General features: G+C 60.0%; 14 protein-coding genes. 6 read left to right on the plus strand and 8 right to left on the minus strand.

Annotation, left to right across the window (positions count from 1 at the left end; all coding sequences use genetic code 11):
- Positions 1-36 precede the first annotated feature (36 nt).
- Positions 37-1,098 carry an EAL domain-containing protein gene (locus LJ360_RS14630; RefSeq protein WP_264996054.1) on the plus strand — a complete coding sequence of 354 codons (1,062 nt, stop codon included), beginning with the start codon at positions 37-39 and terminating at the stop codon, positions 1,096-1,098.
- 8 nt (positions 1,099-1,106) lie between these two features.
- On the opposite strand, the gene parE is transcribed toward LJ360_RS14630, so the two are convergent.
- The 5 genes from parE to LJ360_RS14655 all read right to left on the minus strand — a co-directional run bounded on the left by parE (position 1,107) and on the right by LJ360_RS14655 (position 8,231).
- Positions 1,107-3,002 (minus strand): DNA topoisomerase IV subunit B, encoded by a 1,896-nt coding sequence (parE, locus tag LJ360_RS14635; RefSeq protein WP_091852501.1) that lies wholly within the window; start codon positions 3,000-3,002, stop codon positions 1,107-1,109.
- A 143-nt stretch (positions 3,003-3,145) separates the two neighbouring features.
- A complete protein-coding gene (locus LJ360_RS14640; RefSeq protein WP_264994410.1) occupies positions 3,146-3,640 on the minus strand; it encodes a protease complex subunit PrcB family protein in 495 nt (164 codons plus the stop codon).
- A gap of 24 nt (positions 3,641-3,664) precedes the next feature.
- Positions 3,665-6,259 (minus strand): S8 family serine peptidase, encoded by a 2,595-nt coding sequence (locus LJ360_RS14645; RefSeq protein ID WP_177186055.1) that lies wholly within the window; start codon positions 6,257-6,259, stop codon positions 3,665-3,667.
- 248 nt (positions 6,260-6,507) lie between these two features.
- Complete coding sequence (locus LJ360_RS14650) at positions 6,508-7,494, minus strand: NADPH:quinone oxidoreductase family protein (RefSeq protein WP_091852510.1); 987 nt, start codon at positions 7,492-7,494, stop codon at positions 6,508-6,510.
- A gap of 167 nt (positions 7,495-7,661) precedes the next feature.
- A complete protein-coding gene (locus tag LJ360_RS14655; protein WP_091852513.1) occupies positions 7,662-8,231 on the minus strand; it encodes a BLUF domain-containing protein in 570 nt (189 codons plus the stop codon).
- A gap of 158 nt (positions 8,232-8,389) precedes the next feature.
- Between LJ360_RS14655 and LJ360_RS14660 the strand changes: the two genes are divergently transcribed.
- The 5 genes from LJ360_RS14660 (at position 8,390) to LJ360_RS14680 (ending at position 12,976) form a co-directional block, all read left to right on the plus strand.
- Positions 8,390-9,001 carry a trimeric intracellular cation channel family protein gene (locus LJ360_RS14660; RefSeq protein WP_091852516.1) on the plus strand — a complete coding sequence of 204 codons (612 nt, stop codon included), beginning with the start codon at positions 8,390-8,392 and terminating at the stop codon, positions 8,999-9,001.
- A gap of 102 nt (positions 9,002-9,103) precedes the next feature.
- Complete coding sequence (locus LJ360_RS14665) at positions 9,104-10,399, plus strand: NCS2 family permease (RefSeq protein ID WP_091852519.1); 1,296 nt, start codon at positions 9,104-9,106, stop codon at positions 10,397-10,399.
- Between the two features lie 18 nt (positions 10,400-10,417).
- Positions 10,418-10,960: an adenine phosphoribosyltransferase gene (locus LJ360_RS14670; protein WP_091852522.1), complete on the plus strand. Its 543-nt coding sequence runs from the start codon at positions 10,418-10,420 to the stop codon at positions 10,958-10,960.
- Positions 10,961-10,974: 14 nt separating this feature from the next.
- Positions 10,975-11,637 carry a fumarylacetoacetate hydrolase family protein gene (locus LJ360_RS14675; RefSeq protein ID WP_091852525.1) on the plus strand — a complete coding sequence of 221 codons (663 nt, stop codon included), beginning with the start codon at positions 10,975-10,977 and terminating at the stop codon, positions 11,635-11,637.
- A 34-nt stretch (positions 11,638-11,671) separates the two neighbouring features.
- Positions 11,672-12,976, plus strand: a complete 1,305-nt coding sequence (locus LJ360_RS14680; protein WP_091852528.1) for an ABC1 kinase family protein — start codon at positions 11,672-11,674, stop codon at positions 12,974-12,976.
- Positions 12,977-13,031: 55 nt separating this feature from the next.
- On the opposite strand, the gene LJ360_RS14685 is transcribed toward LJ360_RS14680, so the two are convergent.
- From LJ360_RS14685 to LJ360_RS14695, 3 genes are all read right to left on the minus strand, one after another.
- Positions 13,032-13,565 (minus strand): hypothetical protein, encoded by a 534-nt coding sequence (locus LJ360_RS14685; protein WP_091852531.1) that lies wholly within the window; start codon positions 13,563-13,565, stop codon positions 13,032-13,034.
- Positions 13,566-13,756: 191 nt separating this feature from the next.
- Entirely contained in the window at positions 13,757-14,440 is a 684-nt protein-coding gene (locus LJ360_RS14690; RefSeq protein ID WP_091852534.1) for an SIR2 family NAD-dependent protein deacylase, read from the minus strand.
- A 1-nt stretch (position 14,441) separates the two neighbouring features.
- A complete protein-coding gene (locus LJ360_RS14695; RefSeq protein ID WP_091852537.1) occupies positions 14,442-15,842 on the minus strand; it encodes an FAD-binding oxidoreductase in 1,401 nt (466 codons plus the stop codon).
- Between the last annotated feature and the right edge of the window lie 38 nt (positions 15,843-15,880).

Genomic DNA, 15,880 nt, shown 5'->3' on the forward strand with positions numbered 1-15,880 from the left:
GACAACGCCAGCGTCCCGCCCTTTCAACTCTTTGGCCTGCCGGACAGCGACCAGGAAAACGTGCTGCTGGACCGGCTCTGCCGGCTACTTCACATTCGCAACTACGCAGCCTTCCAGGACGATGTGAACTGGCTGTTTCTTAATGTCTCCCCACGAGTGGTGGCTTCCGGCTACCGTTACGATTCCTTTTTCGGGGAGTTACTGCGCCGTTCCGGCCTGCCTCCCCATCGCATTGTCGTCGAGATCGTCGAACAGCCCACGGATGACTCGGAGCGCCTTCGGGAAACCGTGGACTACTACAAACAGCTGGGCTGCCTGACCGCTATCGACGATTTCGGCGCGGGTCACTCCAACTTCGAACGGATCTGGAACCTGTCGCCGGACATCGTGAAGCTGGACCGCAGCCTGGCCTTACGGGCCAGTAACGACCCCAAGGCGCGCCAGATCCTCAATGGTATTGTGGGGCTGCTTCACCAGTCCGGTTGCCTGGTATTGCTGGAAGGTGTGGAAACCCACGACCAGGCCATGATTGCAATCGATGCCGGGGTGGATTTCGTACAGGGGTTCTATTTCTGCTATCCGAGGCTGGAATTGGAAGGGATCAATGGCGAAGTGACAGACTTCGAGCGCCTGCTGGGGGATTACAAGAACCGCCACCGCATTCGCCTCGACCCGACCCAGCAACTGGCGGAGTTTTTCACCAGCCCCTTCCTCAAAGCCATAGACAGAATGCGCAATGGCGAGTCTCTGAGAGACGCATGTGCCGACATACTGGCCCATCATACCGTGTCCCGCTGCTATCTGATCGACGACCGTGGTGTACAGATTGACGACACCGCATCGGGACAAGGAGCGTGCGGCGAACTTGACCCCAAATACCGCCCGCTGGAAAACACCAGCAGCGCCGACTGGTATCGCCAGCACTACCTGAAGCAGGCCCTGGCCCAGCCCAACCGGATGCAGGTGACCAGCCCATACTTGTCCATCACCGGGGTCTATATGTGCGTCACCCTGTCTCTGGGGTACCGATTCAAGGGACACTTGCGGGTACTCTGCTGCGATATCCTTGCAGACCAGGGCCCGCTGGCCAGCACCTGAAGCCGACGTCAGACTGCAACGTCGGCCATGTTGCCATAGGCCTCAAGCCAGGTGCGGCGATCCCCGGCCCGCTTCTTGCCGAGCAGCATATCCATTCGCTCTATCGTGTCGTCCCCTTCTTCCAGGGTCAGCATCACCAGGCGACGGGTGTCTGGTGCCATGGTGGTTTCCCTCAACTGCAAGGGATTCATCTCGCCGAGGCCCTTGAAACGGGTGACCTGGACCTTGCCCTTGCGTTTCTCCGCCGCCAGCCGGTCGATAATGCCCTGTTTTTCGTGCTCATCCAGTGCATAGAAGGTTTCCTTGCCCAGATCCACCCGGTACAGGGGCGGCATGGCCACAAACACATGGCCGGCGTCCACCACCGGGCGGAAATGGCGAACAAAGAGTGCGCACAGCAAGGTGGCAATATGGAGGCCGTCAGAGTCGGCATCCGCCAGGATGCAGACCTTGTTGTAACGCAGCCCGGACAGTTCGTTGGACCCCGGGTCAACCCCGATCGCCACCGCAATATCGTGAACCTCCTGGGATGCCAGGATCTCGGACGAGTCCACCTCCCAGGTGTTCAGGATCTTGCCCCGCAGGGGCATCACCGCCTGGAACTCCCGGTCACGGGCCTGCTTGGCTGAGCCACCGGCGGAGTCCCCTTCCACCAGGAACAACTCTGAACGGCTCGCATCCGCCCCGGAACAATCCGCCAGCTTACCCGGCAGCGCCGGCCCGGACGTCACCTTTTTACGAGCCACCTTGCGGCTGGCCCGCAGGCGCCGCTGGGCATTACTGATAAACAGCTCCGCCAGGGCCTCGGCCACGTCAGTGTGCTGGTTCAGCCAGAGGCTGAAGGCGTCCTTGACCACACCGGAAATAAACGCCGCCGCTTCCCGGGAAGAGAGCCGCTCCTTGGTCTGGCCGGAGAATTGCGGATCCTGCATCTTGAATGACAGCACGTAGGCGCAGCGCTCCCAGATATCCTCCGGGGTCAGCTTGACGCCCCGGGGCAGCAGGTTACGGAACTCGCAGAATTCCCGCATGGCCTCCAGCAGACCGGTGCGGAAACCATTGACATGGGTACCACCCTGCACCGTGGGGATCAGGTTGACGTAGCTCTCGGTGACGGACTCCCCCCCTTCCGGCAGCCACTGTACGGCCCAGTCCACTTCTTCGCTGTTACCGGCGAAACGCCCTGTAAAGGGCTCCAGCGGTACCGCTTCCACCTGGGCCAGCTCGCTGCGCAGGTAATCCCGCAAGCCATCCTCGTAGTACCACTCGTCTTTCTCGCCGGTCTGCTCCTGGGTAAAGGTAACCGTCAGGCCGGGACACAGCACCGCCTTGGCGCGGAGGTTGTGGCGCAGGCGGGTAACCGAGAACTTCGGAGAGTCAAAGTATTTCGGATCCGGCATGAAGTGCAGGCGGGTACCGGTGTTGCGTTTGCCAACAGTGTCTACCACCTGCAGTTCCGAGGCCTTCTCGCCATCGGCAAAGGTCATTCGGTAGAGGTTGCCGTCCCGTTTGATGGCCACTTCCAGGTGCGTGGATAGCGCATTGACCACGGAGACGCCAACCCCGTGGAGACCACCGGAAAAGTTGTAGTTACCCTGTGAGAACTTGCCCCCGGCATGAAGCCGGCTGAGAATCAGTTCCACCCCCGGCAGCCCCTCTTCCTTGTGGATGTCCACCGGCATACCCCGGCCGTCATCCTCTACGGACAGGGAGCCGTCAGCGTACAGCACCACATCCATTCGCCGGGCGTGGCCGGCGAGGGCCTCGTCCACACTGTTGTCAATCACTTCCTGGGCCAGATGGTTGGGCCGGCTGGTGTCGGTGTACATCCCCGGGCGCTTGCGCACCGGGTCCAGGCCGCTGAGGACTTCAATGGAGTCGGCGTTATAGGTTTTCTGGCTCATAGGAAGGGTACAGCTCCGGATGTGCTGGGACGTGTGAGCCCATAGCTTAGGGAATCTGAGGCAAAGATCAACGTCGCCGTTTGCCGGTTTGCGGTGTGGCTCACCGTCTGATCAATGCAATCACTGACGAGTTGCCACCCTGCTCATCGCTCCAGGGAAAGATCCGGCAGGCCCGGGCCGGTCACATGGACCGTTTCCCAGCCTTCCGCAATGACCGCCACCACGGCACAGGGGCTGGTCAGCGCCTGGGTAACCATCTGGTCCGGGGAGGGAGTACGCAGCGTCATGGTCAGCTTCAGGACACCACCCTCCAGCCGACTGCTATCAAGCGCTACGCCATAGCCGCCTGTGGGCTTGCGCCCGGCAGCCACCAGCAGTAAGTGCTCATTAGTGAAATCATGATCCTCCATTGCTGTGAGGTTCATGCCCCGTGCACCGGTCACTTCCTCCAGCCGCTGGCGGGAATCCATATAGAGCAGGCCCGGTTCTGTGAACCCGCACTGGCTGGCGGCAGTGACCTGGCGTGCTGTGGGGCCATCGGCTGCACCCTGGTCCCGACTTCCGGCGCAGGCCGTCAGGGTGGTGGCAATCACCAGTATTGATGCTGTCAGGCCTTTCACTCGTAACCAGTGAATCATGCCGTCATCTCCCCGTTTCGTCAGTTACTCACCCAGCGACCGGTCTGGCCGCGTCCCGGCCTGGTGACCGGGAACCGGATAGCCCCGGAAGCCGTATCGCGGCAGTCCCATCTCGGCGATGGTTGGCCGCTGGAAACTGGTCGTCATATCCAGTTGCAGGTCCTGGTCACCAATGGAAATTACCTGCCGGCTACCTGTCTCGGGATACTCCGCACAGGCCTCACCGTTCTCACAGATGATTCCGTTGTTGTCCAGGTCCGTTCCCGCCACCAGTATATAGTCGCCGGGCACCATATCGTCGATAGCGTAGCTATACCGGCCATCGTTGTAGCTGGCCAGTACCTGGCGGGAACGACTCGAGCCAAAATCGTTGGCATCCAGCAACAGGACATAGTGACGGCCGGCATCGCGATCTCCGGAGGTATCGGCCGCCTGTACATACGCCGGGATCCTGAGATCGAAGCTGTCCGTACCATTGCTGTAGGGGATGAGTATTTCCTCCACCAGGGGTCGGTCATCGGGCACCGCACTCGAGTCCACACTGATGCGCACCGCCTCGGGTATCTCGTCATTGACGTTTATCGGGTTGCCATCGTCATCGGTCAGCGTAAATGCACCGGGTATATCGGGCGAGCCGCTCACGAGGGGATCAGCCGCAGAAGATTGCTTCAGCACCTCCATCAGAACCCTGCGCTCAGTACCGGACGGACTGAGTTCCACTACCCGGGGCCAGGCCGAGACCACGGTCGGGAATGCCGTGACATTGGTCACCGCCTCTCTCGCATCCAGCAGCCCCGCCCCGTAAAGCGTATAGTCGCTCAATTCCGAATCATTTGTAAGAAGCCCGGCAATCAGCTGGGCGCGGAACTGTGACGCGGTCAGTGAGTCCGACACTCCCTTCATCAACGCATAGACACCGGCAACGTGGGGTGCCGCCATGGATGACCCGGCAAGGTAGGCGTAGCTATCGGACAGCGAACCCGTGGCGGAGACTTGGCCATAGGCATTAACGATACCATCGTTCAGTGCGCCACCAGGTGCGAGCAGGTCGACTGACTGGCCATAGTTGGAGTAACTGGCCAGTTCACCACCCCGGGTGGTGGCCCCCACGCCTACCACCCGACGGTTTGCCGCCGGGTAGACCGCAGAGGCATCGCCGCTGTTACCGCCAGCGGCCACCACCAGGATACCATTACTGTTGGCCCGGTCAGTGGCCACCTGCAGATCAACGACTGGCGGCAGACCACCTAGACTCAGATTGATCACATCAACATCATTACGATCATCAACAATGCTGTTGATTGCAGCAATCAGGTCGTCAACCGCCCCGGTACCGTCCTCGCCACCCAAGGGCCCCACCCCGAGAACCCGGTAGGGAAGAATGGTCGCCTGGTGGGCAATGCCTACGGTGCCGACGGAGTTATCCTCTGCCGCAATGATGCCGGCCACATGGGTACCATGGAAGCTGGTAGCTTCAGGGTTGTCGGGGGTCACCGGTGTTCCCGGAACCCCGTCAGGCCCTTCCTGGCCATCCACGTCATAGTCGGGTTTGACGAAATCCAGGATACCCCCCTCATTCACCACGTTATTGACCAGGTCCTCGTGCCAGTTGCTGTAACTGTCCGGCGTGGTGGTGAACATGCCTGTGTCCATGACTGCGACGCCGACGCCCTGGCCCCAGCTACCACCACTGAGCCCCCATGCCTCAACAATATTTATTTGATCGAGATTCCAAAAATCCGGATCACGAAAGTAATCATTAGTTTCTGGGCTGACCGAAGCCAAAGTGAAACGATAATTCGGCTCAGCCTTCAGGCCAAATTCCTCCCGCATTTCCCGGATCCATTCAATGGTCTCGGCCCGTGCATCTTTGCCCCCATCGGATACACTCGACAGCGCACTAACACCGGGTTTACGCCGCACTTGCCAGGTATCCGGCCCGATGGCGCGCTCCAGTTCCATGACGGAACTGGCCCGCAAACCGGAGGAAGACAGAGTATTGGCCACAGCTGCAGAGCCGCTGACGATAGCTTGATCCACCTGCAGCGGCGGCTCTGGCCAGCTCACATCCAGCGCGGACAGAGAGGTTTTCGGCGCGATAGATAACACATACCGGAAGGGGCCGCCATCATTGGCGGAAATCGTGAAGGTAGCACTGCCGGAAGCATTCACCGAAGCGCCCCCGCCGCAGGCATCTTCGATCTCGATACGATTTCCATCCAGGTTCAGTACCAGAGATGCCTTCAGGGTGTCGGCATCGGCTCCGGTGGCGGAAAAACACTGAAGGAAGTAGCGATCCCCCTCCACCAGGGAAACCGCATAGCTGTCTTCCTGGTCCAGGGGGTACCCAAGCCCATTCGCGTAGGTATCGCTACGGTCGCTGAGATAGCCGCCGGTGGTTGAGGGCACGGGCACTGAAACCGTATCACGGCTACCACTCGGCCAGCTTTCGTCAGAAGCCGCCCAAAGATCGGCGTAATCCCCGTCTACCCGGGTACCAGCGGCAATCTCGATAGTGCCTCTGACGCCAGCATCGTCATCCGAGGAGCCTCCTCCCCCACCACAACCGGTCAGCAATAGCGCAATACCAACGGATGAAGATAACAATTTGCCAGGCAAAACCCGTTTCCTGTCAGTCATATTTACCTTTTCGATAACCATTGGCCCGAAGGTTCAGGCGGACGATCGACAGAGCGTGGCACATATCCGGGCGCAGGGATATAACCCGTGTTAAGCCAGCTCCTTTATGGGCACAGCAGTGATTGTTACGACGATCATAGCAGGAAGGGATGACATGAAATGAGAAACGGGGCGCCCTGTGGGCACCCCGTCTCTGGGAAAGTCAGGTCTGAATCGGCGACAGGACCTCAGTCGCTGACTTTCAGCACCACCTTGCCTGTGGCGGTCCGGCCGGACAGCGCAGCCAGCGCCTTGACGTAATCTTCAAAGGCAAAGACTTCACTGACTTTCGGCTTGATCTTGCCTTCGCTATGCATCTGGAAGAGCTCTTTCATGTTCTGCACATGGTTCTGCGGCTCTTTCTGGGTAAAGGCGCCCCAGAACACACCGACAACCGAGCAGCTCTTCAGCAAGGTGAGGTTGGCAGGGATCTTAGGGATCTCACCGGCGGCGAACCCGATGACCAGGTGGCGACCGTTCCAGGCCATGGCGCGCAGGGCCTGCTCGGTGAAGTCACCGCCTACCGGGTCGTAGATAACATCCACACCCTTGCCGCCGGTCATCTCCTTGATAACATCCTTCAGGGGCTTGTCGGTGTTGCTGTAGTTAAGCAGCTCGTCCGCTCCCGCTTCCTTGGCCACCTGGAGCTTGGCGTCGGTACTGGCCGCAGCGATCACGTGGGCGCCCATGGCCTTGCCCAGCTCAACCGCTGCCAGGCCAACGCCACCGCTGGCGCCCAGCACCAACAGGCTCTCACCCGGCTGGATGTTGGCCCGCTGTTTGAGGGCGTGGTAGGAGGTGCCATAAACCATGGTGAAGGCGGCCCCTTCCTCGTCGCTCATGCCTTCCGCCAACGGCAGCAGGCGGTTTTCTTCCACCAGCATCTCTTCCGCGAAGGCGCCGTAACCGGTCATGCCGATCACCCGGTCGCCGACCTTGAAACGGGTCACCTTGTCGCCCACGGCAATAACCTCACCGGCCATTTCACCGCCGGGAGAGAAGGGCATTTCCGGCTTGATCTGGTACTTGCCTTCAATGATAAGGGTATCCGGGAAATTCAGGCCCGCGGCCTTGACCTTGACCTTGACCTGGTTGCCCGTGGGTTCCGGACATTGAATGTCCTCAATGACCAGCTTTTCCGCCGGGCCGTATTCCTTGCAGAGAATTGCACGCATGTTGCTGCTCCGATCCTTTATCCGCGTATGGATGTTGTTGGTTGATATGGATAACGGATCAAGCTAACCCGACAGTGGTCATGAATCAAATAAAGATAGCTTATGGCTGAGCATCATCACGATTGATCCGACCCTGACCGCTGGCGGTTTTTACGGCGTTACCCGGATCAGGGAAGCAACAGCGTGCCGCCCACCAGCAATGCAGCCACCAATGTGGCGCCCGCCAGCACCAGGCCCTTGCGGATACCGGGGGTGAATAGCCCGTCATTGGCGCCCTGCGGGCGTGCCTGGTCGCTGATCACCCGCTCCACCCCGTTACTGTCCCGGATAACCGAGATCATTTCTTCACACAGGTTTCGGTCAAACCGGTCAGGCTCAAAGCTGGCGAGGCCATGACGCTGCAACATACGCTGTACGTCATCGGCCAGCGGCACATACTTCATGGACCAGTTATCGAATGTGCGTTGCTTGAGGGGCTCTTCCAGCAGGGTTGTCACGCCCTGGTGACGTTCATCCTGGCGAATGCGGTCATAGACGGCGTTGACCGCTTCCTCTTCACCCTCCAGGTATTGGAAGAAGCGATTATTGCCGTAATAAAGCCCACCAACTACCGCCTGCCGGGCATTATTGCGACGGGAGGCCAGCAGGATCCTGGCCACGTGGGGCTCGACCCCTGAGTGGACGGGGCTGGGGCTGAAAGTGGCCTCACTGGCATAGGCCAATCGGATCAGGGACATCGATCTACTCCTGGAGAATGAAGGACACATCCGTATTGATTACAGCTTTCAGGGCCAACCGGATCATTCCGGAACCACAAGCCGCCTTAACCCCAGATGATTCCTGACCTGAAATCCGCTATCCTGCGCGCTTCATCCAAGCCTGCCTGACCGCGTCTATGCCCGATATCATCTACGTCCTGGAAATGATCGGTGTTATTGCCTTTGCCATTTCCGGCATGATTGCCGCGCAGCAGAAAAACATGGACCCGGTGGGGGTCTTTACCATCGGGTTTGTCACCGCCCTTGGCGGCGGTACCCTGCGGGATCTGATGATGGATAACCATCCGCTGTACTGGATCAAGCACCAGGAACAGCCCATCCTGATCCTCGCCATGGCTGTGGTATTCAGCTACGCCGGCCTGGGCAAGCGTATCCATGAATCCCGTATCGTGTTCCCTGATGCCATCGGGCTGGGCATTTTTTCGATCCTGGGCGCCCAGCTCGCCCTCGACCTCGGGCACTCCTGGTTCATCGCAGCGCTATTGGGCGTAATGACCGGAACCTTCGGCGGTGCCCTGCGGGACACCCTGTGTAACGAAGTGCCGTTCATTTTCAGGAAAGACCAGATCTACGCCTCGATTTCCTTTGCCGGCTGCTGGCTTTACTTTGTCTGTCAGTGGCTGCTGGAAAGCGAGACCCTGGCGCTGACCATCGGATTACTGTTTATCGTTATTGTCAGGATGGCCGCCGTACGCTTTGACATCCGGCTCCAGCGGGACCCCCACTGACCCCACCGCATTGACGCCCTCCGTGGCCTGACAGGCTATCCTGAGGTATCATTGCGCCCCCTTAACCATTGATCAAATCCTGTCCGCATCGAGGCTGCCCCCATGCTCGAAAAGTTGTTCCAGTTGCAGGCCCACGGCACCACCGTCAAGCGTGAAGTGATTGCCGGCATCACCACCTTCCTGACCATGGCCTACATCGTGGTGGTCAACCCGTCCATCCTGTCGAACACTGGCATGGACTTTGGTGCAGTCTTCGTAGCCACCTGCATCGCCGCGGTTATCGGCACCCTGATCATGGGACTCTGGGCCAATTACCCAATTGCCCTGGCACCCGGCATGGGGCTCAACGCCTTCTTCTCGTTCACGGTGGTGGGCAGCATGGGCTACAGCTGGCAGGTGGCCCTGGGGGCAGTATTCCTGTCCGGCCTGATCTTCTTCCTGCTCAGCATCTTCAAGGTGCGGGAGTGGATCATAAACAGCATTCCTCTCTCACTGCGGTTCGGCATTTCCGCCGGCATCGGTTTCTTCCTGGCCTTTATCGCCTTCAAGAACGCGGGCATCGTGGTGGACAACCCCGCCACCCTGGTCAGTATGGGCGAAATCAAAACCGCCGAGGCTATCCTGTTCTTTGCCGGGTTTGTGGGCATCTGTGCCATGGCTTACCGCAATGTCACCGGCGCGGTCATGATTGGCATCCTGGTCGTTACCGTTGTGGCCATGCTGCTGGGAATGGTCGAGTTTGATGGCCTGGTGTCCGCACCGCCCAGCCTGGCGCCCACCCTGATGCAACTGGATATCGCCGGAGCCCTGAACGTGGGTATGATCTCGGTCATCTTTGCATTCCTGTTCGTCGACCTGTTTGACACCTCCGGCACCTTGATCGGCGCCGCACAGCGGGGCGGACTGCTGGACAAGGACGGCAAGCTGCCCCGCCTGGGCCGGGCGCTGATGTCCGACTCCGTCGCCACCATGTCCGGTGCTGCCCTGGGTACATCCACCACGACCAGTTACGTGGAATCCACTGCCGGTATTGCGGCAGGCGGGCGTACCGGCCTGACCGCTGTCGTCGTTGCACTGCTTTTCCTCGCCTGCCTGTTGTTCTCCCCCATCGCGGCCATTATTCCACCCTACGCCACCGCCCCCGCCCTGCTCTATGTGGCCGTACTGATGACCGGTGGCCTCAAGCTGATCGACTGGGATGATGTAACCGACGCGGCACCGGCCGTGGTAACCGCGCTGATGATGCCGCTGACGTTCTCCATCGCCGATGGCATTGCCGCGGGCTTCATCACTCACGCCGCTCTCAAGGCCCTGAGCGGGCGCTGGTCGCACCTGAACCCCAGTGTTGTGCTGATTGCCATTGTCTTCGTACTCAAATTCATCTTCCTCGACGCCTGAAGGCGCCGGAGACCTCCCATGGACTATTTCGCCGACAGCATCAAGAAAGCTATCCGCACCGTGCCGGACTGGCCCAAACCCGGAGTATCCTTCCGGGATATCACCACCGTTCTTCAGGACCGCACGGCCTTTCGCAAACTGGTGGACGCATTCGTGCACCGCTATCATGACCAGAAGATCGACGCCATCGCGGCCATTGACGCCCGCGGCTTCATCATCGGCTCACCACTGGCCTATGAGCTCAACGCCGGGCTGGTGCTGGTGCGCAAGAAGGGCAAGCTGCCCTTCGACACCCTGGTGGAAGACTACGAACTGGAATACGGCACTGCGTCGGTGGAGCTTCACAAGGATGCCTTCCGCCCTGGCGACAAGGTGGTGCTGGTGGATGACCTGATTGCCACCGGTGGGACCATGCTGGCGGCCAGTCGCCTTATCCGCCAGATCGGCGCGGAGATTGTCGAAGTCTCCGCCATGATCGACCTGCCGGACCTGGGTGGTTCCCGCAAGCTACGGGACGAGGGTCTGAGCGTTTATACTGTCTGCGAATTCGAGGGCGACTGAGTCCGGAGGGCGTCATGGCTTACCAGCATCAATGGCAGGATGGCAGCAAGGTCGAGTGGCCACCGGGTAAAATCGTCTGCGTCGGGCGGAACTATGCGGCCCACGCGGCCGAGCTCAATAACCCGGTGCCGGAACAACCCCTGCTATTCCTCAAACCAGCCAGTGCCCTTGCACCACTGACCGACCCGATCCGTTTGCCTCATGGCCGGAGCGACGTGCACTTTGAAACCGAGCTGGCGATTCTGGTGGGCCAGACTCTCACCGGGGCAAGCCAGCAGCAGGCCCGGGGCGCCATCGCCGGGATTGGCCTGGCCCTGGACCTTACCCTGAGGGACCTCCAGTCCGAGCTCAAGGCAAAGGGCCACCCCTGGGAGCGGGCCAAGGCGTTTGACGGCGCCTGCCCCCTGTCCGGCTTCGTGCCCCTGCGCAGCGATGACGACCTGGAGAACCTGCGATTCTCCCTCACCGTTGACGGTGAACAGCGCCAGGCGGGCCATACCGGCGATATGATCACCCCGGTACTGGCGTTACTCGCCCATATCTCCGAAACCTTTACCCTGCAACCGGGGGACGTGGTGCTCACCGGCACCCCAGCCGGTGTAGGCACCCTGCAAAGCGGCCAGCAACTGACGCTGGAACTGGACGGTAGGTTTCAGGTTCAAACCAGCGTAGAGTAATCGGCCTACACTTCGCAGGTATTCGACCTCAGGCATGGCCAAGAAACCCGTCACATCCCGTCGCGGACGCTTTTTCAAACTGGCCGGCATGACCGCCTCGGTGGCCGGCCAGTTTGCCGGTTCCCGTGCCCGGCAGTTCCTTGGTCGCGAATCCGATGAGGAGCGCTCCCTCCAGTATGCCCGTATGGCCGATGAGATCGTGGACACCCTGGGTGAACTCAAGGGTGCCGTGATGAAGGTGGGCCAGGTGGCCTCCCAGACCCAGGACTTCCTGCCGCGGGAATTTTCCGAAGCGCTGCAGCGCCTGCAGAAAGAAGCCCCACCCATGCCCTTCGATATCATCCGCCAGCAGATCGAGGCAGAACTGGGTGCGCCGGTGGCCGAACTCTTTGGTGACCTGCAGGCAGAGCCCTACGCAGCGGCATCCATTGGCCAGGTCCACAAGGCGCGTCTGAAGGATGGCACCGAAGTCATCGTCAAGGTGCAATACCCCGGGGTGGATGAATCCTGTGATTCCGACCTGAAACAGTTGCGCATGGCGTTGCGCCTGGGCGGACTACTACGAATGCCAAAAGAGAGCGCTGACCGACTGTTTGAGGAAATACGGATCCGGCTCAAGGAGGAACTGGATTACGAGAATGAAGCCGCCAACATCCGCCGGTTCCGGGCCTATCATGAGCGTCACCCCTGGGTGCTCATTCCCCGGGTGATCGATAGCCACTCCACCCGGCACATTCTCACCATGGAACTTGCCGAGGGCGACCATGTCAGCCAGGTAGCGCCAGACCGGTATGACCAGAAGACAATCAACCTGCTGGGCGAGCGGCTTTTCATCACCATGGCGGATGAGCTGTTCGACTTCCAGTGCATTCATGGTGACCCGCACGCCGGCAACTTTGCTTTCCGGCCGGATGGCACCCTGATTCTCTACGATTTCGGCTGTGTAAAATCCCTCAAACCGGCGGTGGTCGCCCATTATCGACAGGCACTGATTGCCGCACTTGAGGAGGATTATGAGGCCCTGGATCAGCACCTGGTGAACCTGGGCGCAAGGGTAGCCGAGAAACCGGCCATCAGCCCGGACTATTATGCCATGTGGCGCAACCTGTTGATTGAACCCTTCGCGGGAGACGAGCCCTACGATTTTGGTCGGTCAGACCTGCACCGGCAAATCGCTGCCCACACCCATACCGTGTTCCGCTACCTGGACCGATTGCAGCCCGCCGTGGACAGCATGTTTATTGATCGCATGGTGGCAGGGCACTACTGGATACTGCGGCAATTGGGCGTGCAGGCAGCCTTTCGCAAGCACCTGGACAGCTACCTCAAAGATCACTGAATGAGCCCTTCCGGTGAACCGGAATAGCCATCAATACGCCGGTTCAGACAGGAGGCTAGAAACTTTGCACCGTGTGGATGTGTCGTGCATCCAGGTAGCGCTTCGCCTCGGTCAACTGCTCCCGTCCGCGGGCATGGACGGATACCACGAAGCGCCCCTTGCGAAGGGCTGACCTCGCCCGGGAGACGTAAATCGTGTGATCCGGGCGCAGAGTAAAAAGCCCCCCGAGCAACAGTCCCGCCACGCCACCAAAGGCCACAAACAACGTACTGGCCCACATCGCATTCTGGGCAATGAAGGGAATACCGGACGCCGCCAGCACCAGGAACAACACCAGTCCGCCGGCCATGCCAGCCAGCCCGAACCACAGGTGTGCACGAACAGCAGTGCGCCAGATACCCCGGTCTTCGGGCTCGAGACCGCTTCCCTGATGGGCGTCGTCGGGACGTATGATGCGGATCTGGTCCCGGCTGAGACTGGTCGACCGACACAGGTCTTCAGCAACCTTTTCGGCCTCGGTCTCGGTGCCACACTCAGCCGCGAGCTTGTGATCAACGACCTCACCGGACACGTGCATGGTGGTTTTCATGACAGCCCCCTATAAGGATCCATGGCTGAATCAACCGTCAGCATGACGGTAGCTGCCTGCCAGTCTAGCGAAGGAAAGGGGGGTCAAGGAGCGGCGCTAACAATGTTTAATAGTCCGGCCATGAAGACCAGCATACCTGCAGGCGCGCAGGCACCCGCAGGCCTGACTAAAAAACCATCAAATCCGGCGGGTTAACGCGCCAATAGTGCCTGTACCCAGCGGGGTACACCGACACTGGCGGGTTCACGAAATACCTGCGCCCGGGTCATGGCCGGCACCTCACCGGGGTCGATCACCGTGACCGGTACGTCAAAGTCTACCAGTTCCACCAGCCCGGCCGCCGGATAGACCAGGAGTGAGGTTCCGACAATCAGCAAATGATCGGCCAGCGGTACGATTTCTGCGGCCTTCTCGATCATGGGAACGGCCTCACCAAACCACACCACATGGGGCCGCAGTTGCGTGCCCTGTTCGCAGGTGTCGCCAAGGTGGATTTCGTCGTAGCCCCGCTCGTAGACCAGCTCGGGATTCTCAGAACTGCGAACCTTGGTGAGTTCGCCGTGAAGGTGAACCACATTGGTCGACCCCGCCCGTTCATGGAGGTCATCAACGTTCTGGGTAATCACTGTCACCCGGTGGGTCTGCTCCAGCTCGGCCAGGGCCCGGTGGGCCGCATTGGGTTCCACGTCCGCCAGCTGCCGCCGGCGCTGATTATAGAAATCGAGCACCAGTTCCGGGTTGCGGGCAAAGGCTTCCGGCGTGGCCACGTCTTCAATGCGATGACGCTCCCACAGGCCGCCGGCATCCCGGAAGGTGGAAAGGCCGCTTTCAGCGCTGATTCCGGCGCCGGTCAGAACAACCACATGATCTTTCAAATCAACCCCCGATATCGAATATCTTCCCGGGATTCATAATGCCATTGGGATCGAAAACCCGCTTGATACCGCGCAGATACTCGATTTCCACCGGGCTGCGGGTGTACTGCAAATAGTCTTTCTTCACCAGCCCCACCCCATGCTCGGCAGATACGCTGCCCCGGTGACGCTGTACAATATCGAACACCCACTTGTTCACCTGCTGGCACTTGTCGAAGAACTCTTCCTTCGCCATGTCCTCCGGCTTGAGGATATTCAGGTGCAGGTTGCCATCGCCGATATGGCCGAACCAGATAATCTCGAAGTCGGGATAGTGCTCGGTGACCACCTGATCGATCTCGGTGAGGAATTCCGGCACCCTCGAAACCACCACCGAAATATCATTCTTGTAAGGGGTGCGCGGCGCGATGGACTCCGAGATCCGCTCCCGCAGTTGCCACAGGTTGTTGGCCTGGGTTTCGCTCTGACTGATCACGCCATCGAGCACCCAGCCGTTCTCCACGCACTGCTCGAACAGGGCCATGGCATCTTCCATCACCTGGTCAGACACCGCCTCGAATTCCAGCAGCGCGTAGTAAGGCGCTTCGGCGGCAAACGGCGCCTGTACCTGGCCGTGGGCCAGTACGTGCTGCATGGCCTGGTGGGAGAAGAACTCGTAGGCGGTCAGATCGATGTTCTTGAGGAAGGTTTGCAGCACATCCATGGTGTTGGTCAGGTCGGCCAGGCCCAGAACCATCACGGTCAGGTTGGTGGGCTGACGGGTAAGCTTCATGGTCGCTTCGGTGATAAACCCGAGTGTACCCTCGGCACCGATAAACAGGTGACGCAGATCATAACCGGTGTTGTTCTTTTCCAGGTCGAGGTTCAGCTCGAGGATATCGCCCTTGCCGGTGACGACTTTCAGGCCAGCCACCCAGTCACGGCTCATGCCATAACGGATCACCTTGATTCCGCCGGCATTGGTGGACAGGTTGCCCCCCAGCTGGCTGGAGCCGGCGGAGGCAAAGTCCACCGGATAGAAGAGGCCGTTATCCTCGGCGAAGGATTGCAGCTGTTCGGTGACCACGCCGGCCTGGCAACGCACGGTGCGGTCACTGGCGTTGAAGTCGAGGATCTGGTTCATGTTATCGAAGGCGACAACCACCTCGCCATTGGCTGCGACGGCGCCGGCACTGAGGCCGGTGCGGCCACCGGAGGGCACCAGGGCAACCTGGTTCTCGTTGGCGAACTTCACAATGGCCTGCACCTGTTCGGTGGTTTTTGGCAGCAGGATCGCCAGTGGCCGGGGCGCGTACTGTTTCGTCCAGTCCTTGCCGTAGGCGTCCAGGTCGGCGGGATCGGTCAGCACCTTGCCGTCGTCCACCAGTTTTTTCAGGGCAGCGATAATCTGTTCCGGATTCATGGTTTACAGGATCTCTCAAACGGGCCAGACAGGAGGCC

Source organism: Marinobacter sp. AN1, from assembly GCF_026013985.1.
Classification (GTDB): Bacteria; Pseudomonadota; Gammaproteobacteria; order Pseudomonadales; family Oleiphilaceae; genus Marinobacter; species Marinobacter segnicrescens.

Coding starts and splice junctions, on each gene's coding strand:
- parE (WP_091852501.1), bottom strand. CDS start 3,002: ATGAGCCAGAAAACCTATAACGCCGACTCCATTGAAGTCCTCAGCGGC.
- LJ360_RS14640 (WP_264994410.1), bottom strand. CDS start 3,640: ATGATTCACTGGTTACGAGTGAAAGGCCTGACAGCATCAATACTGGTG.
- LJ360_RS14650 (WP_091852510.1), bottom strand. CDS start 7,494: ATGCGTGCAATTCTCTGCAAGGAATACGGCCCGGCGGAAAAGCTGGTC.
- LJ360_RS14655 (WP_091852513.1), bottom strand. CDS start 8,231: ATGTCCCTGATCCGATTGGCCTATGCCAGTGAGGCCACTTTCAGCCCC.
- LJ360_RS14660 (WP_091852516.1), top strand. CDS start 8,390: ATGCCCGATATCATCTACGTCCTGGAAATGATCGGTGTTATTGCCTTT.
- LJ360_RS14665 (WP_091852519.1), top strand. CDS start 9,104: ATGCTCGAAAAGTTGTTCCAGTTGCAGGCCCACGGCACCACCGTCAAG.
- LJ360_RS14670 (WP_091852522.1), top strand. CDS start 10,418: ATGGACTATTTCGCCGACAGCATCAAGAAAGCTATCCGCACCGTGCCG.
- LJ360_RS14675 (WP_091852525.1), top strand. CDS start 10,975: ATGGCTTACCAGCATCAATGGCAGGATGGCAGCAAGGTCGAGTGGCCA.
- LJ360_RS14680 (WP_091852528.1), top strand. CDS start 11,672: ATGGCCAAGAAACCCGTCACATCCCGTCGCGGACGCTTTTTCAAACTG.
- LJ360_RS14685 (WP_091852531.1), bottom strand. CDS start 13,565: ATGAAAACCACCATGCACGTGTCCGGTGAGGTCGTTGATCACAAGCTC.
- LJ360_RS14695 (WP_091852537.1), bottom strand. CDS start 15,842: ATGAATCCGGAACAGATTATCGCTGCCCTGAAAAAACTGGTGGACGAC.